This is a genomic window from Pseudomonas sp. Marseille-Q0931 (assembly GCF_940789645.1).
Taxonomy (GTDB): Bacteria; Pseudomonadota; Gammaproteobacteria; order Pseudomonadales; family Pseudomonadaceae; genus Aquipseudomonas.
Genome location: NZ_CALNWT010000005.1, coordinates 27507 through 50915 on the forward strand (window position 1 = coordinate 27507; position 23409 = coordinate 50915).

Genomic DNA, 23409 nt, shown 5'->3' on the forward strand with positions numbered 1-23409 from the left:
GCCGCTGCTCCTTCAACGATGGTTCAGGCCCATGGCCATGCGCACTTCGGCCAGGGTGTTGCGCGCCTCGTCACGCGCCCGCTCGGCGCCTTCGGCAAGAATGCTGCGCACCAGGTCCGGGCTGTCCTCGTAATCCATGGCGCGTTGCTGCAGCGGCGCCAGTTCGGCCTGCAGCGCCGAACACAGCGCGTTCTTGCAATCGAGGCAACCAATCGAGGCGTTGCGACAACCGTCGATGACCCAGTGCAACTGCTCGTTGCCGGAATACAACTGATGCAGCGACCAGACCGGGCAGCGCTGCGGCTCACCCGGATCGTCGCGGTGCACGCGCGCCGGGTCGGTGGGCATGCGCCGCAGCTTTTCCTCGATCTCGGCATCGCTGTCGCGCAGAAATATCGCATTGCCGCTGGACTTGGCCATCTTCTGCCCATCCAGGCCGGGCACCCGGGAAAACTCGGTGAGCAGCGGCTGCGGCTCGTTCAGAATCACCTTGCCGCCACCTTCGAGGTAGCCGTACAGACGCTCCTGATCGCCCAGGGTGATGCTGGTCTGCTCCTTGAGCAAGGCGCGCGCCGTCTCCAGCGCCTGGGCATCGCCCTGCTCCTGGTAGGCCTTGCGCAGGTTGCTGTAGAGCTTGCCGACTTTCTTGCCCAGCTTGCCGATGGCGGCCTCGGCCTTGAGTTCGAAATCCGGCTCGCTGCCATACAGGTGGTTGAAGCGGCGCGCCACTTCGCGGGCAAATTCGATGTGCGGCAGCTGGTCCGCCCCGACCGGCACCTGACCGGCGCGATACAGCAGGATGTCCGCCGCCTGCAGCAGCGGATAGCCGAGAAAGCCGTAGGTGGAGAGGTCCTTGCCGCTGTGGCGCTCCTGCTGTTCCTTGTAGGACGGCACGCGCTCGAGCCAGCTGAGCGGGCAGATCATCGACAACAGCAGGTGCAGCTCGGCGTGTTCCGGCACTTGCGATTGCACGAACAGTGTCGCGGAGCTGGGGCTGACGCCCGCGGCCAGCCAGTCCACGGCCACGTCCATGACGTGCTGGGAAAGCTGGCCGGCATCGGCGTATTCGGTGGTCAGCGCATGCCAGTCGACGATGCAGAAGAAGCAGTCGTACTCGTGCTGCAACCTGACCCAGCTCTTCAGCACGCCGTGATAGTGCCCGAGGTGCAGACGACCGCTAGGACGCATCCCTGACAGCACCCGACGTTCGGAGTCGTTAAGGCTCAAACCGTTCTATCCAAAATCCAGACAAGACCACGGAGTATAGGGTAGCTGCGCCCACAACGGAAAAGCCGGCGTCAGAGATCGTCGAACGGCGTCGGGTCGCCGCATCCGACGCGCAGCACTTCCGGGCTGTCGTCAGCGAGATTGACCACGGTGGACGCTTCCAGCCCGCCAAAACCGCCGTCGATGATCAGCTCGACATGGTGCTCGAGAATCTGGCGCATTTCGTAAGGGTCGGACATCGGCAGCTCTTCGCCCGGCATGATCAGACTGACGCTCATCAGCGGCTCACCCAGTTGCTCCAGCAATGCCAGGGCGATGGGATGACTGGGCACGCGGATGCCAATGGTGCGGCGCTTGGGATGCAGCAGCATGCGCGGCACTTCGCGGGTGGCGTTGAGAATGAAGGTGTAGGGGCCAGGGGTGTGGTTCTTCAACAGGCGGAAGGCGGTGGTATCGACCTTGGCGAACAGGCCGATCTGCGACAGGTCGCGGCATACCAGGGTGAAATTGTGCTTGTCGTCGAGCTGGCGCAGGCGGCGAATGCGCTCGACCGCGTTCTTGTCGCCAATGGCGCAGCCAAGGGCGTAGGACGAGTCGGTGGGATAGACCACCACGCCGCCGCCTCGAATGATTTCCACGGCCTGTTTTATCAGGCGTGCTTGTGGGTTTTCCGGGTGAACCTGGAAAAATTGACTCACGCTTGCTCCCTGCTCATGAAGTGACAGCGGATGGCTGTGCATGTTCGAAGCGCTCCCAGAGCGCAGTCAGGTCATCAGGCAACGGGCGGTACATGCCCAACTCCGACCAATCGCCCGGCGCATGGAAATCGCTACCGACGCTGGCCATCAAGCCAAACTCGCGCGCCAGAATCGCCAGGCCACCGACTTGTTCGGCCGGCTGCATGCCATTGACCACTTCCAGGGCATGGCCACCCGCTGCCGCGAAGTCGGCTACCAGGCGTCGACGCTTACTGCGAGTAAAGTCGTATTGCCACGGATGCGCCAGGCTGATCCAGGCCCTGGCCGAACGCAAGGTGGCGACGGTTTCTTCCAGCGCAGGCCAATGCTGCTTGACGTCGCCCAACTTGCCCGAGCCCAGCCATTTGCGAAACGCCTCGGCGCGATCCCGCACATGGCCGGCACGCACCAGAAACTCGGCAAAATGTGGACGCGCCGGCGCGTTGCCACTGTCGCCCAATTCCTGTTGGACAGCACGTGCGCCTTCAAGTGCGCCCGGCATGCCCTTGGCAGCCAGGCGTCGGTCGATTTCCTCGGCACGCTGCCAGCGCCCATGGTGCAGAGCGTCGATGGCAGCGCGCAGCGCGGGAGCTTCCCGCTCGAAGGCATACCCCAGCACATGGATGGTCGCCCCGCCCCAAGTGCAGGACAGTTCGATGCCATTGATCAGCTTCATGTCCAGGGCGGTCGCCGCGCGGCGCGCCTCATCGAGGCCTTCGAGGGTGTCATGGTCGGTCAGCGCCAGCAGCCGCACGCCGCGTTCGTGCGCCCGGGCCACCAGTACGGCGGGCGCCAGGGCGCCATCTGAGGCGGTGCTGTGGCAGTGCAGATCGACAATCATGGCGGCGCTTTCGTTGAGATTGATGTTTGTTATTATGCCCCACATCCGCGCCAACGCCGTCGCCGTGTGGCGCAAATGCTTCACTCCCTCCCCACTTCGACCCTAAATAAGGACTGAGATGCTCTACGCCATCATCGCCACCGACGTCGAAAATTCCCTGGAAAATCGTCTGGCCACCCGCCCCGCTCACCTCGCCCGTCTGGAGCAGTTGAAGCAGGAAGGTCGCCTGCTGCTGGCCGGCCCGCACCCGGCCATCGACAGTAACGATCCGGGTCCGGCGGGCTTCAGCGGCAGCCTGGTAGTTGCCGAGTTCGACTCGCTCGAGGACGCGCAGAACTGGGCCGATGCCGACCCGTACCGCGCAGCCGGCGTGTATGCCAGCGTGGTGGTCAAACCCTTCAAGAAAGTGCTGCCCTGACGTAGCACCACTCACGCGGCTTTCGCATACAAGGAATCGCGATGCGCACGATCCCGCTGTCCCTGCTGGTCACCCTGTTGCTGACCTGCGCCTCGCTGCAGGCAGAAGAAGAAAGCCTGCAACCTGCCCCAGCACAGGCAGCCGCAAGCGCTGAGCAGAGCCAGGAGCTCGAGCAGCGCCTGGCCCAAAGCGAGCAACTGCGCAACGAGCAGCAAGCCAGCAGCGCCGTGCAACTGCAGCGCCTGCGCCAGGAAAACCAACGCCTGCGCATGCAGCTCAAGGAAACCCAGGCGCAGACCCAGCCACGCCTACTCAGCGAGCATCAGACCTGGTTCGCCCTCGGCGCTGCGCTGAGCCTGGCGTCGATCTTGTTCGGCGCCCTGCTGCGAGGCTCGCGCAAGACTCGTCGCGAATGGATCAACTGAAGCCATGAGCCGCTTACTGCTGATCGATGACGACCAGGAACTCTGCGAGCTGCTCGCCAGCTGGCTGACCCAGGAAGGCTTTCAGGTCACCGCCTGCCATGAAGCGGGCGGTGCGCGCCAGGCCCTTGCTTTACAGGCGCCTGACGCCGTGGTGCTCGATGTGATGCTGCCCGACGGCAGCGGCCTGGAATTGCTCAAGCAATTGCGTGGCGAGCATCCGGAGTTGCCCGTGCTGATGCTTTCCGCCCGCGGCGAACCGCTGGATCGCATCCTCGGCCTGGAGCTGGGCGCCGACGACTACCTGGCCAAGCCGTGCGACCCTCGCGAGCTGACCGCACGCCTGCGTGCGGTACTCCGGCGCACCGCCCCCGCCCCCGCCAGCAGCCAACTGGAACTGGGTGATCTCAGCTTCAGCCCCAACCGCGGCGTAGTCAGCATCGGCGAGCATGACGTTCCGCTGACGCTTTCCGAAAGCCGCCTGCTGGAGGCCCTGCTGCACCAACCGGGCGAGCCGGTGGACAAACAGGCGCTGGCACAGCTCGCCCTGGGCCGCAAATTGACTCTGTATGACCGCAGCCTGGATATGCACGTCAGCAATCTGCGCAAGAAGCTCGGCCCGCATCCCGACGGCCGCCCGCGCATTCTCGCCCTGCGCAGCCGCGGCTATTACTACGCACCGTGATCGTTGCCGCCCTACGTAAACGCTCAGCAACATCGCCTTTACCCAAGCTTTACCCACGCCTGACTGCCCTTGACCTTGACCGCCGCATAATGAGCCCATCCGGTCGTTACCGGTTTCGAGACAAGGAGAATCACCATGCGCAAGACCCTCACCGCTCTGCTGCTCGCTGCCACTCTGCCAACCCTGGCCTTCGCCATGCCCGACGGCGGCCCACGCCACCATGACCGCGGCCATGGCATGTTCAAGGAGCTGAACCTGAGCAAGGAACAGCGCCAGGAATTCCGCAAATTGATGGGCGAGCAGATGAAGACCCATCGCGATATCACCAAACGCTACCTGGACAAGCTGCCAGAAGCCGAGAAACAGGCCATGAAGAAGGAGCTGGACCAGGCCCGCACCAACCAGCACAAGGCCCTGCGTGACCTGCTCAACCCCGAGCAGCAGAAAGCCTTCGACGAGCATCAGAAAAAAATGGAAGCTCGTCGCGCTGAAATGGCCGAATTCAAGGCCTGGAAGGCCGAAAAGGACAGCAAGACCAACTGATCCGTTACCCTAAACCCGCCGCCGCGCTCGCCGAGCCCGGCGGCTTTTGCGTGAGGAATCACCGTGCGTTCACTGTTCTGGCGCATCCTGGCGAGCTTCTGGCTGGCCATCGCTCTGGTGGCCGGCCTGTCGCTCCTGCTTGGCCGCGCTTTGAATCAGGACGCCTGGATACTCAGCATGCATCCAGGCCTTGATGACATCGACAGCGAGTGGGTCAACCGCTACGAACAGCAGGGGCCAGCCGCGGCGCAGGACTTTCTCGAACGACGCAAACGCAAGTACCGCATCGACACCCAGGTGCTTGGCGAGAGTGGCCAGCAACTGGTCAAAGGCACCTTTCCATCGCGCGCAGCGGCTTTCGAGGCGCGTCACGGCGATGACCGTCGCCTGCCCTGGCGCCGCCTGACGGCCGAATACACCAGCCCGCAAAGCGGCGAGAGCTATCTATTCATCTACCGCATCCCGCATCCTGAACTCGCGGCCTGGCACCGCGGCAGCCTGTTCTGGCCGCTCAGCGCCCTGGCCATCGCCCTGGTGGTGCTGACGCTGTTCAGCCTGATGCTGACGCTGTCGATCACCCGCCCGCTGGATCGCCTGCGCGGCGCCGTGCACGACCTCGGTCAGACCGCCTATCAGCAGAACAGCCTGGCGCGCCTGGCCACCCGCCGGGACGAATTGGGCCTGCTGGCCAAGGACTTCAACCGCATGGGCGAGCGCCTGCAGGGGTTGATCGGCAGTCAGCGCCAGTTGCTGCGCGATGTGTCCCACGAACTGCGTTCGCCCCTGGCACGCCTGCGCATCGCCCTGGCCCTGGCAGAACGCGCCGATGCCGCCGAGCGGGAAAAACTCTGGCCACGGCTAGACCAGGAATGTGATCGGCTGGAGGCGCTGATCAGCGAAATTCTCACTCTCGCCCGCCTCGACGCCGACCCTGGCGCCGCTCAGCCGGTAGACCTGCGCGCACTGCTTGGCAAATTGCAGGAGGATGCGCGCCTGACCACACCCCAGCAGCCGCTGCAAATAGAGCTCGATCAGGGCGCGCAACTGGAAGGCTGGCCGGACATGCTGGAACGCGCGCTGGACAACCTGCTGCGCAATGCCCTGCGCTTCAGTCCCGTTGACCAGCCCGTGGTCATCGACGTGCAGCGCCAGGGGCAGGACGTCCTGCTCAGTGTGCGCGACCATGGCCTCGGCGTGGCCAGTGAATACCTGCAGCAGTTGGGCGAGCCCTTCTTCCGCGCGCCGGGTCAGAGCGGTTCCGGCCACGGACTCGGGCTGGCCATCGCACGTCGGGCGGCGCAGCGCCATGGCGGTGAACTGCTGCTGAGCAACCACCCCGAAGGCGGTTTCGTCGCCACCCTCAGGCTGCCGGCCAGGCAACAGACAGCCTGAGCCCCGCTCGCTCAGCCTTGCCAGGCGCTGACGAAATCCTCGACGTTCAACTCAGGTGCGCGGCGCAATTCACGCTCCGGCGTGCCTAGGTACAGATAGGCGATGATCTGCTCGTCCGCCGTCAGGCCCAGCCCCTTGGCCACATGGGCGTTGTAAGCCATATCTCCGGTACGCCAGACCGCGCCGATGCCCTGAGCATGCGCCGCCAGCAAGATGCCATGGGCAGCACAACCGGCAGCGGTCACCTGCTCGGACGCAGGCACCTTGGGATGCGCCTGCACCCGGGCGATCACCACCACCAGCAACGGCGCGCGCAGCGGCATACTACGCGCCTTGCTCAGAGCCTCCGGCGCAGCCTGCGCATCGGCGAGCTGCAAGGCCTCGGCGAACAGCTCGCCCATGCGTTCACGCGCCTGCCCTTCGACCGTGAGAAAGCGCCAGGGGCGCAGTTGGCCATGATCCGGCGCGCGCAACGCCGCGCGAAACAGCAAATCACGCTGCGCCGCGTCCGGAGCCGGGTCCACCAGGCGAGGAACGGAAACACGGTTAAGCAGTGCGTCGAGAGCCTCCATCGGCCACCTCCTTAAAACAAAGAAGGCGCATTCTCAATGCTGCAAGCTGCAAGCTGCAAGCTGACCAACCCACGGATCGGATGTCGGAGCTCGTGAGGTCGTGGCCCGGATGCAATCCGCGGATCGCCCGCCCTAGTTTGCAGCCTGTGGTCTGTGGCGGCTCTCAGGCTACCTGGTCGGGCGATATGACCGGCTGCACCGGCGGCGTCAGCGGCGGCAGGCCATGGGCCTGGCGCGCTTCATCGCAACGCGGGTTGTGCACACCGTTTTCCCAGGATGCCTCGAACTCGCGGCAACTGCTCGAACGCTGTTCGTAAAGGGTGCAGCGCACTCCACAACCGACATCGCCCAGCAGTTGGGTACAGCGCGCCGGCTTGCTCTCGGTGCCACGCATGGCGACGTAGTGAGGGCTGATCTGGATGACCTGCTCGTCCGGAACGCTACCGCCCGCGGATTGACACTCGCCCCAGAAGAAGGACACACGAAAAAACGCGCAGCAGGCGCCGCACGTGAGGCAGGGATTAGCTTCGGACATTTGAGGAAAACTCGGAAACCGACGGACGCCGGCAACTGGCGGCTATTCTATGCTTGGCTATACGCTTGTAAAGCCCCTTCACCGGGCACGTGTGAAAACTACTGCGCTCGCCAGGCTGCGTTAAAAACAGGCTCGTGCGCGAGTCCGATCAAAATGCTCATTTACAGCTCGTAAACTGCGCTTTCTCACCTGTTTTGTGGGGCCGCCATCGGTATTGCCTGACCTTCGCTCGCTACGTTTTCACACACCCGACTGTTCCGGTTTACAGCCGCCCGTCCGCGGGTAGAATGGCGCACTTTAGAACCCGCCAGAGCCCTTTACATGGCCTTGCCGACGCTGCGCATCATCGGTTTCATCATCGGCATATTTCTTATTACCCTGGCGGTCAGCATGGCCATTCCCATGCTGACCCTGCTGATTTTCGAACATCCGGAAGACCTCAATGCCTTCCTCTGGTCCAGCCTGATCACCCTGATCACCGGGCTTGCGCTGGTGATTCCCGGCCGCCCGCAGAATGCCCAGTTACGTCCACGCGACATGTATCTGCTGACCACAGGAAGCTGGACCCTGGTGTGCGCATTTGCTGCCCTGCCACTGATGCTGATCGCGCACATCAGCTACACCGACGCCGTCTTCGAGACCATGTCCGGCATCACCACCACCGGCTCGACCGTACTGACCGGGCTCGACAGCATGTCACCCGGCATCCTGATCTGGCGTTCGATGCTGCAGTGGCTGGGCGGCATCGGCTTTATCGGTATGGCCGTGGCGATTCTGCCGCTGCTGCGCGTCGGTGGCATGCGCCTGTTCCAGACCGAATCCTCGGACTGGGGCGAGAAGGTAATGCCACGCTCGCACATGGCGGCCAAGTATCTGCTGTTGCTCTACGTCGCGATCACCCTGTTCGGTGTGCTGGCCTACTGGGCGGCGGGGATGGAGCCTTTCGATGCGCTCAACCATGCGATGACCTCGATCTCCACCGGTGGTTACTCGACCTCCGACTCCTCGCTCGCGCACTGGCCACAACCGGCTGTGCACTGGACAGCGATCGTACTAATGCTGCTCGGCGGCATGCCCTTCATGCTCTATGTCGCCTTCGTCCGCGGCAATCGCCAGGCGCTGTTCAAGGATCATCAGGTCCGCGGCTTCATCGGCTTTCTGCTGCTCACCTGGCTGGTATTCGGCACCTGGCTGTGGATCAACTCGGACTACACCTGGCTCGATGCCTTTCGCATCGTCGCGGTCAACGTCACCTCGGTGGTCACCACCACCGGCTTCGCCCTGGGCGACTACACCACCTGGGGCAGTTTCGCCGTGCTGCTGTTTTTCTACCTGACCTTCGTCGGCGGCTGCTCGGGCTCAACGTCTGGCGGCCTGAAGATCTTCCGTTTCCAGGTCGCCTACGTGCTGCTCAAGGCCAACCTGATGCAGCTGGTGCACCCGCGCGCGGTGATCAAGCAGCAATACAATAACCACAACCTGGATGAAGAGATCGTCCGCTCGCTGATCACCTTCTCCTTCTTCTTCACCATCACTATTGGCGTGCTGGCTTTGGCCCTGACTCTGGTCGGCCTGGACTGGGTGACCGCACTGAGCGGCGCTGCCACCGCCGTGTGCAACGTCGGCCCCGGCCTCGGCCCGATCATCGGCCCGGCCGGCAACTTTGCCAGCCTGCCGGATTCGGCCAAGTGGCTGCTCAGCGCCGGCATGTTGCTCGGCCGCCTGGAAATTCTGACCGTGCTGGTGCTGGTCACCCGCAGCTTCTGGAAGCACTGACCGATGCCCATCTCCAGCCTGCGCATCCTCGCGTTCATCAATGGCATCTTCCTAGTCACCCTGGCAGTGAGCATGCTGGTGCCGGTGATCACCCTGTTGATTTTCGAACAGCCGCAAGACATCAATGCCTTTCTCTGGTCCAGCCTGATCACCGCGATCGCCGGCATCGCCATGATCGCTCAGGGCAGACCGAAGCAGACGCAGCTGCGCCCACGCGACATGTACATGCTCACCGTGTCGAGCTGGGTGATGGTGTCGATCTTCGCTGCGCTGCCGTTCGTCTTTGCCGAGCGCGCGAGCATCACCGATGCCTATTTCGAGAGCATGTCGGGTATCACCGCCACTGGCGCCACGGTGTTCAGCGGCCTCGACGACATGTCTCCCGGCACGCTGATCTGGCGCTCGCTACTGCATTGGCTGGGCGGCATCGGCTTTATCGCGATGGCAGTGGCGATCCTGCCGATCCTGCGCATCGGCGGCATGCGTCTGTTCCAGACCGAATCTTCGGACCGCTCGGAGAAGATCATGCCGCGCTCGCACATGGTCGCCAAGTACATGGTGCTGGCCTATGTCGGCCTCAGCACACTCGCTGTGCTGGGTTTCTGGCTGGCGGGGATGGGGTTGTTCGACTCGATAAACCACGCCATGTCCGCTATCGCCACCGGCGGGTTTTCCACCTCGGACTCGTCATTGGGCAAATGGCAGGCACCGGCCATCCATTGGGTTGCCATCGTGGTAATGGTGCTTGGCAGTCTGCCCTTCGTACTCTACGTCGGCGCCCTGCGCGGCAATTACCGCGCCCTGCTGCGCGATGCCCAGGTGCACGGATTTCTGCTGTTGCTGGTGGGCAGTTGGTTCATCCTGGCCAGCTGGAAATGGCTCACCACCGACTTGTACTGGCTCGATGCGCTACGCCTGGTCGCCGTGAACATCACCTCGATCATGACCACAACCGGCTTCGCCGTGGGCGATTACCATATGTGGGGCCCCTTCGCGAGCATGATGTTCTTCTATCTGGGCTTCGTCGGCGGCTGCTCCGGCTCCACCGCCGGGGGCCTGAAGATCTTCCGTTTCCAGGTCGCCTATATCCTGCTCAAGGCCAACCTCAAACAGCTCATCCATCCACGCGCGGTCATCAAGCAGCAGTACAACCGCCACCGTCTGGATGAAGATATCGTTCGCTCGATCCTCGCCTTCGCCTTCTTCTACACCATCACCATCGCCACCCTGGCGCTGGCGGTCGCCATGTGTGGAGTGGACTGGATCACCGCACTGACCGGCGCAGCGGCCATGGTGTCCGGCGTTGGCCCGGGAATGGGCGAGATGGTCGGCCCGGCCGGCAACTACGCCACCATTCCCGACCTGGCCAAATGGCTACTGAGCTTCGGCATGCTGCTCGGGCGCCTGGAAATCCTCACGGTGCTGGTGCTGCTGTTTCCGGCCTTCTGGCGCCACTGAGCGCGCGCACTAAGCAAGCCCGCGACGCGCTCGGTATTCGCCAGGCGTTTCGCCGAACCAGCGGCGAAAGGCCCGGAAGAAGTTGCTCGGATCGGCGAAGCCCAGTAGATAGGCGATCTCCAACAAGGTCAGGTCGACCTGGCCGAGGTACTGCTCGGCCAGCTCACGGCGGGTGTCGTCGAGCAGTTGCTGATAGCTGGTGCCCTCCTCCTGCAAGCGCCGCTGCAGGGTGCGCTGCGACAGATGCAGCGTCTGCGCCACCACCTCGCGCCGTGGCTCGCCCTGTGGCAGCAGGCGGCACAACACTTGGCGTGCCTGGTGAGTGACCCGGCTGCTGCAGAAACGCGCCAGGTATTCGCCGGCGAAACGATCATGCAGCTGTGCCAGCGCTTCGTTGGCACTGGGCAGCGGCGCCTCCAGATCGGCACGTTCGAAGATCAGCCCATAGTGCTCGGCGTTGAACTTCAGCGGCGCCTGGAACACCTGCTGATACGGCACCAGATCGGGCGGCGGCGGGCCTTGCAGGCGAATCTCGCGCGGACGCATGGGTTTGCCGGTCATCCAGCGGCAGAACGCCAGGCAGTAGGCCAGCGATGCTTCGGCGCTCTGCCGGGCCGGCGGCAGACGATCGCCATGAATGGCCAGGGTCAGGGCATAGCCGTCGGGCTGTGACAGGAAATTCAGATCCGCGCCTTCGCCGATGATGCGCTGATAGCGCACCAGACGGGTGAAGCCGTCGCGCAGGTTGCGGCTGGACATCAGCGCGTAGCCCACCACATGGAAGGACGCCGGGCGCACCACCTGCGCCATGTTCAGGCCAATCGCCGGGTTGCCCGACAGCGCCACGGCGCGCTGCCACAGGCGAGTCATGCCATCCTGCGGGAAGCGCGCGTCCGGGTCGTTCAGGGCGGCGTAATCCATCTCCAGCTCGGCGAACAGGCTGATGCAGTCGACGCCGCCCAGCTCGAGCGCCTGCACGATGGCCAATGCCCAGTTGGAAGAGGTGGTTCTTTCACTCATCGTCTTGTTCTTATGATCAATCAGCAAGGCCATCGTTGGCGGCGCAAGGATACTAGACTGGCACCTTAAGTCAGTGGCCCACGGAGACAGCGCCTTTACACTGACCGTGACAATAACAGGAGGTGCGCCATGACCGCCCAGACCACCGAACGCTACCAGAGCTTTGCCGAGTTCTACCCCTACTACCTGCAGGAGCACAGCAATCCGGTATGCCGCCGCCTGCACTACGCGGGCAGCCTGCTGGTGCTGGCGATCCTCGCCTATGCCCTGCTCACGCAGCAATGGCTGTGGCTGTTGGCCATGCCGCTGGCCGGTTACGGCTTCGCCTGGGTCGGTCACTTCATCTTCGAGAAGAACCGGCCCGCCACCTTTCAGTATCCGCTGTACAGCCTGATGGGCGACTGGGTGATGCTCAAGGATGCCTTCACCGGCCGTATCCGTTTCTAATCGGCAGCTCACACTAAAACAACAAGAACGAGAACAACCATGAATAGCCGAGCCCGCTTCACCCATATGCAGGACGGCCAGGCCGAGGACTGGGCCATCATCGCCCAGGACTTCGCCGCCTATGCCGCCCAGTTGCCCTCACGTATCCTGGCTCACCTGCGGCTGCTCGATGGCGACTTCGGCGGCTTTCCGGTGGACCGCCTGACCCACTCACTGCAAACGGCCACCCGCGCCTATCGCGACGGCCGTGACGAGGAGTACGTGATCTGCGCACTGCTGCACGACATCGGCGACACCCTCGGCAGCTACAACCATCCGGACATCGCTGCGGCCATCCTCAAGCCCTTCGTCAGCGCCGAGAACCACTGGATGGTGGAGAAGCACGGCATTTTCCAGGGCTATTACTTCTTCCATCATCTGGGCATGGATCGCCACCTGCGCGAGCAGTTCAAGGATCACCCGCAATACCAGGCAACCATCGACTTCTGCGCCAGGTACGACGCCGCCGCCTTCGACCCGGACTACGAAAGCCTGCCGCTGAGTTTCTTCGAACCCATGCTGCAGCGGGTCTTCGCCCGGCCGAAGAACTCCATCTACCTGGCCGCCATGGACAGCGCCGGCGCCTGACCGCTAGCCACTGTTATGCCACCGTTCGGCGGCCATGCTTGGCTGGTCGCCACCCCTTGGTTATGATCCCCGCCCAGCGAGCCTCTGGCTCAGGTCTTGCAGACCAGCCAGGCGTCCAGCAGAGACGCCAGAAATCCAGCAGGGACAGTTCCAACCGATGAAGCCAGCAACCATCAGCCGCGCCAGCGGGCTGCCCACTCCGCCTTTGCGCGAATACTATTCGCGCGTGCTGGCCTATATAGCCGCCGCTGCCAGCATCGCGGCGGGTACCTACGTGGGCCACTTCGCCTACGACATTCTGTGGATGGTGCCCTACGCCCTGCTCTACCCCCATCTGGCGCACAATCTCAGCCGCCGCTTCAAGCGCGACCATGCCAGACAGACCGAGGTGACCCTGCTGTTCTTCGATGCCCTGCATGCTGGCGCGTACTGCGTACTGCTGGGTTTCGCCGTCGTGCCCAGCCTGATGTTCCTGCTGATCCTCTGCTTCAGCGCGCTGGTAGTCGGCGGCCTGCGCTATCTGGGCCTGGCGCTGCTGGTAGCCGCCAGTGGCACGGCGCTGTGCGCTGCGCTGGTGAATGTACAGCCCAATCCGGACACACCGACGCTGGTGGCACTGGTCAGCATCCTCTTCGCCACCCTGTACATCTGCATCACCGCGTACTTCGTCAACCAGCAGGGCCTGCGTCTGGCGCAGGTGCGCAGCGAAATCAAACGCGAGCAGGAAAAGGCCGCACGCCTGGCGCGCAACCTGGCCAAGTACCTGTCGCCGCAGGTATGGGAGTCGATCTTCACCGGCAAGAAAAGCGTGCGCCTGGAGACCCAGCGCAAGAAGCTCACGGTGTTTTTCTCCGATATCAAGGGTTTCACCGAACTGTCGGAAGAACTCGAAGCCGAAGCGCTGACCGACCTGCTCAACACCTACCTCAACGAAATGTCGAAGATCTGCCTGAAATACGGCGGCACCATCGACAAGTTCATCGGCGACTCGGTGATGGTGTTCTTCGGCGACCCCAGCAGCAACGGCGCCAGAAAGGATGCGGTCGCGGCGGTTTCCATGGCCATCGCCATGCGCAAGCACATGAAGGTGCTGCGCCAGCAGTGGCGCGCCCAGGGCATCACCAAGCCGCTGGAAATCCGCATGGGCCTCAACACCGGCTATTGCACCGTGGGCAACTTCGGCGCTGACACGCGCATGGACTACACCATCATCGGCCGCGACGTTAACCTCGCCAGCCGCCTGGAGAGCGCCGCCGAGTCCGGCGAGATCCTGATCTCCCACGAGACCTACTCGCTGGTCAAGGACGTGATCATGTGCCGTGACAAGGGCCAGATCACCGTCAAGGGCTTCACCCGCCCGGTGCAGATCTATCAGGTGGTGGATTTCCGTCGCGATCTGGGTGCCACCTCCAGCTACGTCGAGCACGAGCTGCCGGGCTTCTCCATGTATCTGGACACCAACGGCATCCAGAACTTCGACAAGGAGCGGGTGATCCAGGCGCTCAACCAGGCTGCCGAGAAGCTGCGCGACAAGGTCATTCTCTGATTCGCGGCTGAGGCCGCTTACATGAACGGTGCGTCTTCACCGTTCTCTGTAGGAGCGAATTTATTCGCGATGGATCAATCCAGAATCGCGAATAAATTCGCTCCTACAGTAAGCAGAACTCGATCCGGCGGTGATTGAGCGGCGCGCGCGCAATGCATCCGAGCTACATGCTGGCAGCTTCGCGGCACAGGGCGCGTAGGAGCAGCTTCAGCCGCGATAAAAGCCACTTACAATGCGGTATCCGGTAACGCCTCAACCAACCTCACCGGCTCGCCATCGATCAGTGGCTGCAACGCCAGAAACTCCAACGCCGAAGCCCGCCAGGACTGAGCCGCAGCCAGTTCCGCGCAACGCCCTCGATCCAGCTCCAGCGCCGCCAGGCAGGCGCTGCGCAGATCCTCGTCCATCACCCCGCTCTGCCCTTGCAGCAGCACATCCAGCGGCCCTGCCACCGGGAAGGCCGCTACCGGCGTACCGCAGGCCAGCGCCTCCAGCATGACCAGGCCGTAAGTATCGGTACGCGAGGGAAAGACCAGCACCGAGGCATCCTGATAGCTTTCGGCCAATGCCTGGCCGTGGCGATAACCGAGAAAGCGCACCTGCGGATACTGCTGTTGCAGCGCCTCGCGCTGCGGGCCATCGCCGACCACGCGCTTCTCGCCGGGCAGACCCAGGTCGAGAAAGGCTTGCAGGTTCTTTTCCGCGGCGATGCGCCCGACATAGAGGAACACCGGTCGCACTGGCCGTGGGCGCGTCTCGTCCGGGCGAAACAGGCGTGTATCCACGCCCTTGCGCCACAGTTGCAACCTTTGCAGATCCCAGCCGGCGAACTCCTCGCGCAGGCGCTCGGTGGTCACCAGTACCGCCTGGCTGCGACGGTGGAAAGCGCGCAGCCGGGCGTAACCCCAGCGTGGCGCAATCCACGGCCAGCGGGTACTGACGTATTCGGGAAAACGCGTGTGAATGGCTGTAGAAAAGGCCAGTCCGCGCTTGACCAACCAGCGCCGCGCCGCCCAGCCCAGAGGCCCTTCCGTGGCGAGGTGAACGCAGTCGGGGCGAAAGTCGCGAATTGCTGCGCCCACTCGCCAGAGGTTCCATACCAGCGGAATCTCCGGGTAGGTCGGACAAGGCACGGCGCGAAAATCCGCCGGCGACAAGAGCTTGACCTGATGCCCCAGAGCGCTCAGCTCGGCGACCAGGGCTGCCAGGCTGGTGACCACGCCATTGACCTGTGGCGACCAAGCGTCGGAGACGATCAGTATCCTCATGCGCCGGTCTCGAGCACGACGCCCTGCTCCTCGCCGGCCTGTCGCACCTGCGCTTCGGCCAGGCGATAGAGTTCGATCTGCCCGTCCCAGTGCTCGATCAACGCCGTACAGGACTCCACCCAATCGCCGCAGTTCATGTATTCCACACCGCTCACCTGACGAATCTCGGCATGGTGGATGTGGCCGCAGACCACACCCTGCAGGCCACGCTTGACGCATTCGTGGGCGATGGCTTCCTCGAAGTCGCTGATGAAGTTCACCGCGGTCTTGACCTTGTGCTTGAGGTAGGCCGACAGCGACCAGTAGCCATAGCCCCAGCGGCTGCGCCAGTGGTTGAGCCAGCGGTTGAGGGTCAGGGTGAATTCGTAGGCCGAGTCGCCGAGGAAGGCCAGCCAGCGGTGGTAACGGGTGATCACGTCGAACTGGTCGCCATGGATCACCAGCAACTGGCGACCATCGGCCGTGACGTGCACCGCCTCGTCGACCAACTGGATATTGCCCAGCAGCAGACTGGAGTAGCGCCGGAGGAATTCGTCGTGGTTGCCGGTGACGTAGATCACCTCGGTACCGCGCTTGCTCATGGTCAGCAGACGGCGGATCACGTTGGTGTGCGCCTGCGGCCAATAGATGCCGCCGCGCAGCTTCCAGCCGTCGATGATGTCGCCCACCAGGTAGATGCGATCGGCATGGTAACGCTTGAGGAAGGCCGCCAGATGCTCGGCCTGACAATCACGAGTGCCGAGGTGCACGTCGGAAATCCACAGGGTACGGACACGTTGCTTGCGGCTGGGCTTGGCGAGCTGGGCGCTGGTCATGGGCGGCCTCCGGCTGGGTTTAGACGAGCTTGAGGCGTTGCGGTGAAAGACCTGTGACAGGCAAAAGACCGTTCGATGACGCAGCATCATCGCCAGCCAGGCGTTAAACTTCGCGCGCTGCCGAGGAAATTGTCATGTCCCCAATCCTGTCCCTGCGTCACTACAGCCACGAAGTGCTCAGCCACAGCCACGAACACGCCCAACTGGTGTTCGGCCTGGCTGGCGAACTGCAATTCGAAGTGGACGGTCAGGGCAGCCGGGTGCTGCGCCATCATCTGGCGGTGGTGCCGGCTGAATCGCGTCACACCTGCGGCAGCCCGCGCGGCAGTCAATGCCTGGTGCTGGACCTGCCGGCCAACGACTGGCTCGAGCGTCAGCTCGGCCACCATGCGAGCGATATCCAGCGTTTGCTGGACAAACCCAACGCTCTGCAGCTCGATCCGGCGCAGGGCCAACTGCTCAACTGGCTGGCCAGCAGCCCGGTCAATGACCCGGTCATCGCCGGCCAGGGCGCGGCCCTGCTGCTCGGCAGCCTGGCCTGCAGCCGCCAGCATGCCGAAGCGACCGGCTTGCCGATGGCAGCCCTGGACCGCTATATCGAGCAGCACGCCGCGCATCCGCTGCAGGTGGCGGACCTGGCGCGCCTGGCCGGTCTGTCGGTGGCGCGCTTCCATGCGCGCTTTCTCGCTGAGACCGGGCGCACGCCCATGGAACACATTCGCCAGCGACGTCTGCAACTGGCCGAACAACTGTTGCGTGGCAGCGACCTGGCCGTTGGCGAAATCGCTTGCCGTGTCGGCTACAGCTCGCAAAGCGCCTTCACCGCCGCCCTCTCCCGTCACCTGGGCATGACGCCGCGGCAGGTGCGCCGCACTCGCTAGCCGTCTTCCTGGCGTCGCCCATGAAGCGCGTCCGGACTTCATTCGGGCTACGGCTGGTGTCGAGAGTCTGGCGACAAAACTCATTACTCCTGCGACAGACAGCTGGCGTCTGCGGCACCTAGACTGCGCCGCATCATCGAGGAGTACCCCATGCAAACCATCGAATGGCAGGATTTCGAAAAAGTGCAGCTGCGCGTTGGCACCATTCGCAGCGCCCGTCCCAATGAAAAAGCGCTGAAGCCGGCCTATGTGCTGGAGGTGGATCTCGGCGAACTGGGTCTCAGAACCTCCAGCGCGCAGATCACCGCGCATTACACCTGCGAAGGGCTGGTCGGTCGCCAGGTGCTTTGCGTGTGCAACTTCGCCCCCAAACGCATCGCCGGCGTGCGTTCCGAAGTGCTGGTCACGGGTGTGTATGACAGCGACAACCGAGTGGTGCTCGCCGGCTTCGACAAGCCGCTGGCCAACGGGGCGCGCCTGGTATGACCGAGCGTAACGCCCTACTGGCGATTCACCTGGGTGCACTGCTGTTCGGCCTGTCCGGCATCTTCGGCAAGCTGGCGGCCACCACGCCGAACATGATCGCAGGTGGCCGCGCCTTCTTCGCCGTCATTGCCCTGGCCCTGGCCGCGCTGCTCTGGCGCAGCCGCAACGCGGTTCGCCCGAGTCTGCGGCAGATCGCCCTGCTGGCACTCGGCGGCCTGCTGCTGGGTACGCACTGGGTCACCTTCTTCGAATCGGTGAAAGTATCCGGCGTGGCCATCGCCACTCTGGGTTTCGCCAGTTTCCCGGCCTTTACCGTGATGCTCGAAGGCCTGCTGTTTCGCGAACGCACCCGCCCTGGCGAGTTCGCCATGGTCGGCGTGGTATGCGTGGGGCTGATACTGGTCACGCCCGAATTCAGCCTGGACAGCAGTGCCACCGTCGGCCTGCTGTGGGCAGTATTGTCGGGTTTTCTGTTCGCCCTGCTGTCGCTGCTCAATCGGGCCAGCACACGTGGCCTCGACCCGGTAAAGGCCGCGCTGTACCAGAACATCACCGTGCTGCTGTGCTTCCTGCCGCTGGCCTGGCCAATGCTGCCCAGCGTGCGCCCGGTGGATTGGCTATGGCTGGCCATGCTCGGCATCTTCTGCACGGGGCTGGCGCACAGTCTGTTCGTTGCCAGCCTGCGCGTGCTCAAGGCGCGTACCACAGCGGTGATCTTCGCCCTGGAGCCGGTCTATGGAATTCTGTTCGCCTGGTGGCTGTTCAGCGAGCAGCCGACATTGCGCATGCTGGCCGGCGGCGTACTGATCGTCAGCGCCATTTTCGTTTCGGCACGGATGGCGCGCTGAACAGAGGTTTAACGGTCGTTATGACCCAGATCGCGACCGGGATCGATCTGGTCGCGCACCCGCTGCTTGAGCACCTTGGCCTCGGGGAAGCCGCCATCGGCCTTGCGCTCCCAGATCTGCTGGCCATCGCAGAGAATGCGAAACACCCCGCCGGTACCGGGCTCCAGGGCCACCCGCGCCAACTCATCGGCAAAGGTGCTGAGCAGCTCCTGAGCCAGCCAGGCGGCGCGCAGCAACCACTGGCATTGGGTGCAATAGGTAATGACGATTTCCGGCTTGTGATCAGGCATGGCATCGGCTCTACAGTGGGGCTTGGTGCCTATAATAGCGGCCTTTGTCCCTGCTCCCTGCCGGAAACTGCCATGCGTCGCCTGCTCGTTTCACTGATCTGCCTGTTCGCCCTGTCCAGCCTGCCCGCCATCGCAGCCGAACGCGTCGGTCTGGTGCTGTCGGGCGGCGCCGCCCGCGGCCTGGCGCACATTGGCGTGCTCAAGGCGCTGGAGGAGCAAGGTATCCGTATTGACGCCATCGCCGGCACCAGCATGGGCGCCATCGTCGGCGGCCTGTACGCCGCCGGCTATTCGGTGCCGGAGCTGGAACGACTGGCGCTGGAGCTGGACTGGCAGCAGGCGCTCTCCGACTCACCGCCGCGCGAGGACGTACCCTTTCGCCGCAAGCAGGACGACCGTGATTTCCTGATCAAGCAGAAGCTCAGCTTCCGCGATGACGGCAGCCTGGGCCTGCCGCTGGGCGTGATCCAGGGCCAGAACCTGGCGCTGCTGCTGGAGAGCCTGCTGGTGCACCGCAGCGCCACGCGCGATTTCGATCAGTTGCCGATCCCCTATCGCGCCGTCGCCACCGATGTGGTCAGCGGCGAGCAGGTGATCATTGGCACCGGCCACCTGCCGCAGGTGATGCGTGCCAGTATGTCGATTCCCGCGGTATTCGCCCCGGTCGAAGTGGATGGCCGTCTACTGGTCGACGGCGGCATGGTCAACAACGTGCCGATCGATGTCGCGCGGCAGATGGGCGTCGATCACGTCATCGTCGTCGACCTGGGCATGCCGCTGAAGCCAGCCAAGGAGCTGCTCACCGTGGTCGATGTGATGAACCAGTCGATCAATCTGATGATGCGCAAGAACTCCGAGGAACAGCTACGCACGCTGACCACCGACGATGTGCTGATCCAGCCACCGCTGGCCGGTTTCGGCGTCGCCGACTTCAACCGTGGCGAGCAGATGCTCGATGCCGGTTACCGCGCCACGCAGATCAAGGCCGAACAGCTGGCGCGCCTGCGCACCAACGGCGCCGGCAGCCCGGCGCTGGCCATGGCGCGCACCCGCGAGCAGCGCAATCCGGTCATTCGCGAGATCCACGTGGAGAACGACTCGAAGGTCGGCGACGCAGTGATCCGCCGGCACATCCGCCAGCCGTTGGGCGAGCCGCTGGACATGGATCGCCTGCAAAAGGACATGGGCACGCTCTACGGCCTGGACTATTTCGAACGCGTGCAGTACCGCGTGGAGCCGCTGGACATGCGCGGCAGTGCCCTGGTGATCGATGCCAGGGGCAAACGCACCGGCACCGACTACCTGCGCCTGGGGCTGAACCTGGCCGACGACATGCGCGGCGACAGCGCCTTCAACATCGGCGCCAGTTACCGCGTCAACGGCATCAACGAACTGGGCGCCGAGTGGCTGACGCGCCTGCAACTGGGTGACCGTCAGGAGCTCTACAGCGAGTTCTACCAGCCACTGGACGCCGGCTCACGCTATTTCATCGCGCCGTACCTGCTCGGCGAGGCGCAGAACGTCGAATCGATCCTGGACAACGACCCCATCGCCGAGTACCGCCTGGAACGCTATGGCTATGGCCTCAACCTGGGCCGACAGATCGCCAACAACGGCGAGATCCGCTTCGGCCTCGGCCAGGCCTGGGGCGAGGCGGACGTGCGCGTCGGCGAACGCGACCTTCCCAGCTTCAGCTTCAGCGAGGGTTATTACGAGCTGCTGTACTCCTTCGATACGCTGGACAACCTCGACTTCCCACGTACCGGTGAAGACATCGGACTGATGCTACGCAAGTATGACCGCGGCCTAGGCTCGGACGACGATTATCGCCAATGGCAGCTGAAGCTGGACAAGGCCTACAGCCACGGGCCCAACACCTGGCTGTTCGGCGGACGCTATGGGCGCACCCTGGATCAAGCGCAGGTGGTCACCTCGGGCTTCATCCTCGGTGGTGCGCAGGAGCTTTCAGGTTTTCGTCAGGACTCGCTGAGCGGCCAGAACATGGCATTGGCGCGGATGGTTTACTACCGGCGAATGACGCAAACCTCGCTGCTGCCGCTGAACTTCCCGCTGTACCTGGGCATGTCGCTGGAGCGTGGCCGCGCCTGGAACAACGACAACGCCTTCGACAGCGGCTACATCAATGCGGCCAGCGTCTTCCTCGGCCTGGACACCCCGCTGGGCCCGCTCAACTTCAGCTACGGCTTCAACGACGAGCGGGAAAAGGCGCTGTATCTGAACCTGGGCAAGAGTTTCTGAAACGACGAGGCCGCGCAGATGCGCGGCCTCGTCGGGAGCAGCAGGGTCGATCAGGCGATTTTTTCCAGCAGCTGGCGTGCGGCCTTTTTCTGCTCGTCGTCACCATGGTCGATCACCTCATTGAGGATGTCGCAGGCGGCAGCGATATCACCCTGTTTGATGTAGGCCAGGGCCTGGTTGAGCTGGGTCATGTGCTCGGGGTTGCCTGCCAACTGGTCGATATCGCCCTGCAGCGCTGCGGTGGCATCGGCGTCGCCAGCGAAGGTGTCGAGGAAGTTGTCGTCCACTTCGTCGCTCAGCACCATTTCCATCTCGCCGAAGGCGCTCAACTGCTCGTCCTCATGGTGCAGTTCGAACACCTCGGGCAGCTCCTGCAGATTGCTGGCGAACGACGAATCGAACTCCGGCTCGGCAGGTGCCTTGGACTTGGCTTTAGCCTTGGCCGGGAACGGGCTGACCAGATCCCAATCGGCGTCCAGCGACAGGTCATCGAGGTTGAGCTGGAAATCGGTTTCTGCCACGGGTTCGGCCATGGGCTGCGGTGCAGCGACAGGCTCGCTCGGCGCCTGCTGCGAGGCCTGTAGGCTCGGATGACGGGCCTTGAGCGCATCGATACGGGCAGCGTCGAACGCCTCGGCACGCAGCACCGCCTCTTCACGGGCGAAACCCGCGCCATCACCCTGCATCGCCAGAACTTCCAGCAGACGGAAGCGCAGGTCGCTGCGTTGCGGTTGCTGAGCCAAGGCCTTGCTCAACTCGCCACGCGCCTCGCTGATACGTCCATAGGCGATGTAGACATTGGCGGCCTCGAGCGGGTCGACCGGCCCTGGCGCACGTGCGGGAGCCGGGGCAGGCACCACCTTGGCCACCGGCGCAACGGCTACCGGAGCGACGACCGCAGCACCTTGAGCGCGGACAGGTGGCTGCGGCTGTGGCGCCTCGGTTTTGGGCTGAACCTGCACCACCACCGGCTTGGCTTTTTCGCCACGCCGCCGAGTGGCCCAGAACAGAGCGCCGAGCAACAACAGCAAGCCGATACCGCCAGCCAGCAGCGTCGACCACCAGCCGCGCTCCGCTGTCACTGGTTCCTCGACAGCTACCGGCGCCGTGGCAACGGGCTCGGCGACCGGCTCGGCCGGCGTACGCGCCGCCAGCTCAGCCAACTGAGCGTCCTTCTGCGCCAGTTGCTCCTGTAACTGCTGCAGTTGCAACTGCAACTGCGCCAATCCTTGTTGTAGCTGCTGGTTTTCCGCAGCCTGATTGGCCAGCTCCAGCTCGACCTGGCGCTGCTTCTCTTCCAGTTGCAGCAGGCTGTCGGCTTGTTCCGGCGCAGGCTCCACGGAGGTCGCAGGTGCGCTGACCGGGCCTTCGGCACCGCTCTGTGCAGCAACGACAGGGGGCGCGCCTGATGCTGCCGGAGCGGCCGTCGGCGCCGCGGCGCCGCTGCGAGCGGCATCCGGCAGCAGCAGATCGGCGCCAGCTTGCAAGCGGCTCGGGTCACCGCCAGCGAAGGCGTTCGGGTTGAGCGCGACGATGCCTTCCATCAGTGCCTGCTGGGTCAGCGTGCTGCCCTGCTCACGCAGACGCGCGGCAATCAGCCAAAGGCTGTCGCCGCGCGCGACCTGATGACGATGGCCCGCCGCGGCGCTCGGTGGCGCGACGGTTCTGACCGACGCAGGCGGAGTCGCAGCTGGGCTGGACGCTTGCGCTGCAGGCGCCGCGCTCGACGCAGCCGCCACGGAGGTATAGGCCGAGGAGCCCGGCGGATCGAGCAGTACCGTGTACTCACGCAGCAGCTGGCCATTGGGACGCGCCACTTCGACGATGAAATTCAGGTACGGCTCGCGCACCGGACGGCTCGAGACCACGCGGATCACGCTGCGCGAACCGCGCAGAAGCGGCGTGAAGCGCAGATCATTGAGAAAGTAGAAACGTTCGACACCCGAGCGGTTGAACACATCGGCAGGTGCCAGACCGACGCGCAAATCCTGCGCGCCCAGATCGCCCACTTCGAGCAATTCTATTTCGGCTTCGAACGGTTGATTCAACGCCGAGTGCAGCGTGATCTCACCCAAACCGAGCGCCGGTGCCATCCCCGAATACAAGGCGGACCCCGACGCCAAACCCAACATTAACTGACGCACCCGAGCCATGTGACCTCCAGGGTTATCCGGCTCGAACGCCACCTCCTCGACTTGCTGTCGAGCTTGCTTGGCCGTGAGGTTGGCGCCCTTGAAAGTTTCGAGAACGTTCGACAAAGTCCTTGTCGAGGTCGTCTCGAATAGCATTATGGCTACTAATTCACAAAGTAGCGGC

The 23409-nt window shown here is 63.8% G+C and carries 24 protein-coding genes; 14 read left to right on the forward strand and 10 right to left on the reverse strand.

Annotation, left to right across the window (positions count from 1 at the left end; translation table 11 throughout):
- Positions 1-12: 12 nt before the first annotated feature.
- The 3 genes from P3C50_RS11570 to P3C50_RS11580 form a co-directional block, all read right to left on the reverse strand.
- A complete protein-coding gene (locus tag P3C50_RS11570) occupies positions 13-1227 on the reverse strand; it encodes a tryptophan--tRNA ligase (RefSeq protein ID WP_275546124.1) in 1215 nt (404 codons plus the stop codon).
- Between the two features lie 71 nt (positions 1228-1298).
- Positions 1299-1925: an L-threonylcarbamoyladenylate synthase gene (locus tag P3C50_RS11575; protein ID WP_197856591.1), complete on the reverse strand. Its 627-nt coding sequence runs from the start codon at positions 1923-1925 to the stop codon at positions 1299-1301.
- 13 nt (positions 1926-1938) lie between these two features.
- Complete coding sequence (locus P3C50_RS11580; RefSeq protein ID WP_197856592.1) at positions 1939-2805, reverse strand: PHP domain-containing protein; 867 nt, start codon at positions 2803-2805, stop codon at positions 1939-1941.
- Between the two features lie 118 nt (positions 2806-2923).
- On the opposite strand from P3C50_RS11580, the gene P3C50_RS11585 reads away from it, so the two are divergent.
- From P3C50_RS11585 to P3C50_RS11605, 5 genes are all read left to right on the forward strand, one after another.
- A complete protein-coding gene (locus tag P3C50_RS11585; RefSeq protein WP_197856593.1) occupies positions 2924-3223 on the forward strand; it encodes a YciI family protein in 300 nt (99 codons plus the stop codon).
- 41 nt (positions 3224-3264) lie between these two features.
- Complete coding sequence (locus tag P3C50_RS11590; RefSeq protein ID WP_275546125.1) at positions 3265-3648, forward strand: translation initiation factor 2 (IF-2, GTPase); 384 nt, start codon at positions 3265-3267, stop codon at positions 3646-3648.
- A 4-nt stretch (positions 3649-3652) separates the two neighbouring features.
- Positions 3653-4330, forward strand: coding sequence for a response regulator transcription factor (locus P3C50_RS11595; protein ID WP_275546126.1), 678 nt, complete (start codon positions 3653-3655; stop codon positions 4328-4330).
- 135 nt (positions 4331-4465) lie between these two features.
- Positions 4466-4873, forward strand: coding sequence for a Spy/CpxP family protein refolding chaperone (locus tag P3C50_RS11600; protein WP_197856596.1), 408 nt, complete (start codon positions 4466-4468; stop codon positions 4871-4873).
- 63 nt (positions 4874-4936) lie between these two features.
- Complete coding sequence (locus P3C50_RS11605) at positions 4937-6265, forward strand: sensor histidine kinase (protein WP_197856597.1); 1329 nt, start codon at positions 4937-4939, stop codon at positions 6263-6265.
- Positions 6266-6276: 11 nt separating this feature from the next.
- Here the strand turns inward: P3C50_RS11605 and P3C50_RS11610 are convergent, their stop codons facing one another.
- Positions 6277-6837, reverse strand: a complete 561-nt coding sequence (locus tag P3C50_RS11610) for a nitroreductase (protein WP_197856598.1) — start codon at positions 6835-6837, stop codon at positions 6277-6279.
- A gap of 163 nt (positions 6838-7000) precedes the next feature.
- Complete coding sequence (locus P3C50_RS11615) at positions 7001-7372, reverse strand: YkgJ family cysteine cluster protein (RefSeq protein ID WP_197856599.1); 372 nt, start codon at positions 7370-7372, stop codon at positions 7001-7003.
- Positions 7373-7693: 321 nt separating this feature from the next.
- Here P3C50_RS11615 and P3C50_RS11620 point away from each other — a divergent pair, with 321 nt between their 5' ends.
- A complete protein-coding gene (locus tag P3C50_RS11620) occupies positions 7694-9148 on the forward strand; it encodes a TrkH family potassium uptake protein (protein WP_197856600.1) in 1455 nt (484 codons plus the stop codon).
- 3 nt (positions 9149-9151) lie between these two features.
- Positions 9152-10606, forward strand: coding sequence for a TrkH family potassium uptake protein (locus tag P3C50_RS11625; RefSeq protein ID WP_197856601.1), 1455 nt, complete (start codon positions 9152-9154; stop codon positions 10604-10606).
- 9 nt (positions 10607-10615) lie between these two features.
- On the opposite strand, the gene P3C50_RS11630 is transcribed toward P3C50_RS11625, so the two are convergent.
- A complete protein-coding gene (locus tag P3C50_RS11630) occupies positions 10616-11626 on the reverse strand; it encodes an AraC family transcriptional regulator (RefSeq protein ID WP_197856602.1) in 1011 nt (336 codons plus the stop codon).
- A gap of 129 nt (positions 11627-11755) precedes the next feature.
- On the opposite strand from P3C50_RS11630, the gene P3C50_RS11635 reads away from it, so the two are divergent.
- The 3 genes from P3C50_RS11635 to P3C50_RS11645 all read left to right on the forward strand — a co-directional run bounded on the left by P3C50_RS11635 (position 11756) and on the right by P3C50_RS11645 (position 14246).
- Positions 11756-12073: an Mpo1-like protein gene (locus tag P3C50_RS11635; protein WP_074675013.1), complete on the forward strand. Its 318-nt coding sequence runs from the start codon at positions 11756-11758 to the stop codon at positions 12071-12073.
- A 39-nt stretch (positions 12074-12112) separates the two neighbouring features.
- On the forward strand, positions 12113-12700 hold the full coding sequence (locus P3C50_RS11640; protein ID WP_197856603.1) for an HD domain-containing protein: 588 nt from the start codon (positions 12113-12115) through the stop codon (positions 12698-12700).
- Between the two features lie 157 nt (positions 12701-12857).
- Positions 12858-14246: an adenylate/guanylate cyclase domain-containing protein gene (locus P3C50_RS11645; RefSeq protein ID WP_197856604.1), complete on the forward strand. Its 1389-nt coding sequence runs from the start codon at positions 12858-12860 to the stop codon at positions 14244-14246.
- Positions 14247-14473: 227 nt separating this feature from the next.
- Here P3C50_RS11645 and P3C50_RS11650 read toward each other — a convergent pair whose 3' ends face one another.
- Together P3C50_RS11650 and P3C50_RS11655 are read right to left on the reverse strand one after the other, a co-directional pair.
- Complete coding sequence (locus P3C50_RS11650; RefSeq protein WP_275546127.1) at positions 14474-15514, reverse strand: glycosyltransferase family 4 protein; 1041 nt, start codon at positions 15512-15514, stop codon at positions 14474-14476.
- The gene (locus P3C50_RS11655; RefSeq protein ID WP_197856606.1) at positions 15511-16329 is read right to left on the reverse strand and encodes a UDP-2,3-diacylglucosamine diphosphatase; all 819 of its coding nucleotides are present in this window, start codon (positions 16327-16329) and stop codon (positions 15511-15513) included. The genes P3C50_RS11650 and P3C50_RS11655 overlap by 4 nt, the downstream gene beginning before the upstream one ends.
- A gap of 134 nt (positions 16330-16463) precedes the next feature.
- Here P3C50_RS11655 and P3C50_RS11660 point away from each other — a divergent pair, with 134 nt between their 5' ends.
- The 3 genes from P3C50_RS11660 to P3C50_RS11670 all read left to right on the forward strand — a co-directional run bounded on the left by P3C50_RS11660 (position 16464) and on the right by P3C50_RS11670 (position 18544).
- Positions 16464-17210 (forward strand): AraC family transcriptional regulator, encoded by a 747-nt coding sequence (locus P3C50_RS11660; protein WP_275546128.1) that lies wholly within the window; start codon positions 16464-16466, stop codon positions 17208-17210.
- A gap of 150 nt (positions 17211-17360) precedes the next feature.
- Positions 17361-17696 carry a tRNA-binding protein gene (locus P3C50_RS11665; RefSeq protein ID WP_275546129.1) on the forward strand — a complete coding sequence of 112 codons (336 nt, stop codon included), beginning with the start codon at positions 17361-17363 and terminating at the stop codon, positions 17694-17696.
- Entirely contained in the window at positions 17693-18544 is an 852-nt protein-coding gene (locus tag P3C50_RS11670) for a DMT family transporter (protein ID WP_275546130.1), read from the forward strand. Before P3C50_RS11665 ends, P3C50_RS11670 begins: the two co-directional genes overlap by 4 nt.
- 8 nt (positions 18545-18552) lie before the next feature.
- Here the strand turns inward: P3C50_RS11670 and P3C50_RS11675 are convergent, their stop codons facing one another.
- On the reverse strand, positions 18553-18834 hold the full coding sequence (locus P3C50_RS11675; RefSeq protein WP_197856610.1) for a SelT/SelW/SelH family protein: 282 nt from the start codon (positions 18832-18834) through the stop codon (positions 18553-18555).
- Between the two features lie 72 nt (positions 18835-18906).
- Between P3C50_RS11675 and P3C50_RS11680 the strand changes: the two genes are divergently transcribed.
- Positions 18907-21093 (forward strand): patatin-like phospholipase family protein, encoded by a 2187-nt coding sequence (locus P3C50_RS11680; RefSeq protein ID WP_275546131.1) that lies wholly within the window; start codon positions 18907-18909, stop codon positions 21091-21093.
- Between the two features lie 50 nt (positions 21094-21143).
- Here the strand turns inward: P3C50_RS11680 and P3C50_RS11685 are convergent, their stop codons facing one another.
- Positions 21144-23186 carry a FimV/HubP family polar landmark protein gene (locus P3C50_RS11685; protein ID WP_275546132.1) on the reverse strand — a complete coding sequence of 681 codons (2043 nt, stop codon included), beginning with the start codon at positions 23184-23186 and terminating at the stop codon, positions 21144-21146.
- Between the last annotated feature and the right edge of the window lie 223 nt (positions 23187-23409).

Bases quoted from the DNA above. Each gene is read 5' to 3' on its own strand.
- P3C50_RS11580 (WP_197856592.1), bottom strand. From the start codon at position 2,805: ATGATTGTCGATCTGCACTGCCACAGCACCGCCTCAGATGGCGCCCTG.
- P3C50_RS11585 (WP_197856593.1), top strand. From the start codon at position 2,924: ATGCTCTACGCCATCATCGCCACCGACGTCGAAAATTCCCTGGAAAAT.
- P3C50_RS11665 (WP_275546129.1), top strand. From the start codon at position 17,361: ATGCAAACCATCGAATGGCAGGATTTCGAAAAAGTGCAGCTGCGCGTT.
- P3C50_RS11680 (WP_275546131.1), top strand. From the start codon at position 18,907: ATGCGTCGCCTGCTCGTTTCACTGATCTGCCTGTTCGCCCTGTCCAGC.
- P3C50_RS11685 (WP_275546132.1), bottom strand. From the start codon at position 23,186: ATGGCACCGGCGCTCGGTTTGGGTGAGATCACGCTGCACTCGGCGTTG.
- P3C50_RS11610 (WP_197856598.1), bottom strand. From the start codon at position 6,837: ATGGAGGCTCTCGACGCACTGCTTAACCGTGTTTCCGTTCCTCGCCTG.
- P3C50_RS11645 (WP_197856604.1), top strand. From the start codon at position 12,858: ATGAAGCCAGCAACCATCAGCCGCGCCAGCGGGCTGCCCACTCCGCCT.
- P3C50_RS11650 (WP_275546127.1), bottom strand. From the start codon at position 15,514: ATGAGGATACTGATCGTCTCCGACGCTTGGTCGCCACAGGTCAATGGC.
- P3C50_RS11590 (WP_275546125.1), top strand. From the start codon at position 3,265: ATGCGCACGATCCCGCTGTCCCTGCTGGTCACCCTGTTGCTGACCTGC.
- P3C50_RS11675 (WP_197856610.1), bottom strand. From the start codon at position 18,834: ATGCCTGATCACAAGCCGGAAATCGTCATTACCTATTGCACCCAATGC.
- P3C50_RS11630 (WP_197856602.1), bottom strand. From the start codon at position 11,626: ATGAGTGAAAGAACCACCTCTTCCAACTGGGCATTGGCCATCGTGCAG.
- P3C50_RS11600 (WP_197856596.1), top strand. From the start codon at position 4,466: ATGCGCAAGACCCTCACCGCTCTGCTGCTCGCTGCCACTCTGCCAACC.
- P3C50_RS11625 (WP_197856601.1), top strand. From the start codon at position 9,152: ATGCCCATCTCCAGCCTGCGCATCCTCGCGTTCATCAATGGCATCTTC.
- P3C50_RS11670 (WP_275546130.1), top strand. From the start codon at position 17,693: ATGACCGAGCGTAACGCCCTACTGGCGATTCACCTGGGTGCACTGCTG.
- P3C50_RS11635 (WP_074675013.1), top strand. From the start codon at position 11,756: ATGACCGCCCAGACCACCGAACGCTACCAGAGCTTTGCCGAGTTCTAC.
- P3C50_RS11615 (WP_197856599.1), bottom strand. From the start codon at position 7,372: ATGTCCGAAGCTAATCCCTGCCTCACGTGCGGCGCCTGCTGCGCGTTT.
- P3C50_RS11640 (WP_197856603.1), top strand. From the start codon at position 12,113: ATGAATAGCCGAGCCCGCTTCACCCATATGCAGGACGGCCAGGCCGAG.
- P3C50_RS11595 (WP_275546126.1), top strand. From the start codon at position 3,653: ATGAGCCGCTTACTGCTGATCGATGACGACCAGGAACTCTGCGAGCTG.
- P3C50_RS11660 (WP_275546128.1), top strand. From the start codon at position 16,464: ATGTCCCCAATCCTGTCCCTGCGTCACTACAGCCACGAAGTGCTCAGC.
- P3C50_RS11620 (WP_197856600.1), top strand. From the start codon at position 7,694: ATGGCCTTGCCGACGCTGCGCATCATCGGTTTCATCATCGGCATATTT.
- P3C50_RS11655 (WP_197856606.1), bottom strand. From the start codon at position 16,329: ATGACCAGCGCCCAGCTCGCCAAGCCCAGCCGCAAGCAACGTGTCCGT.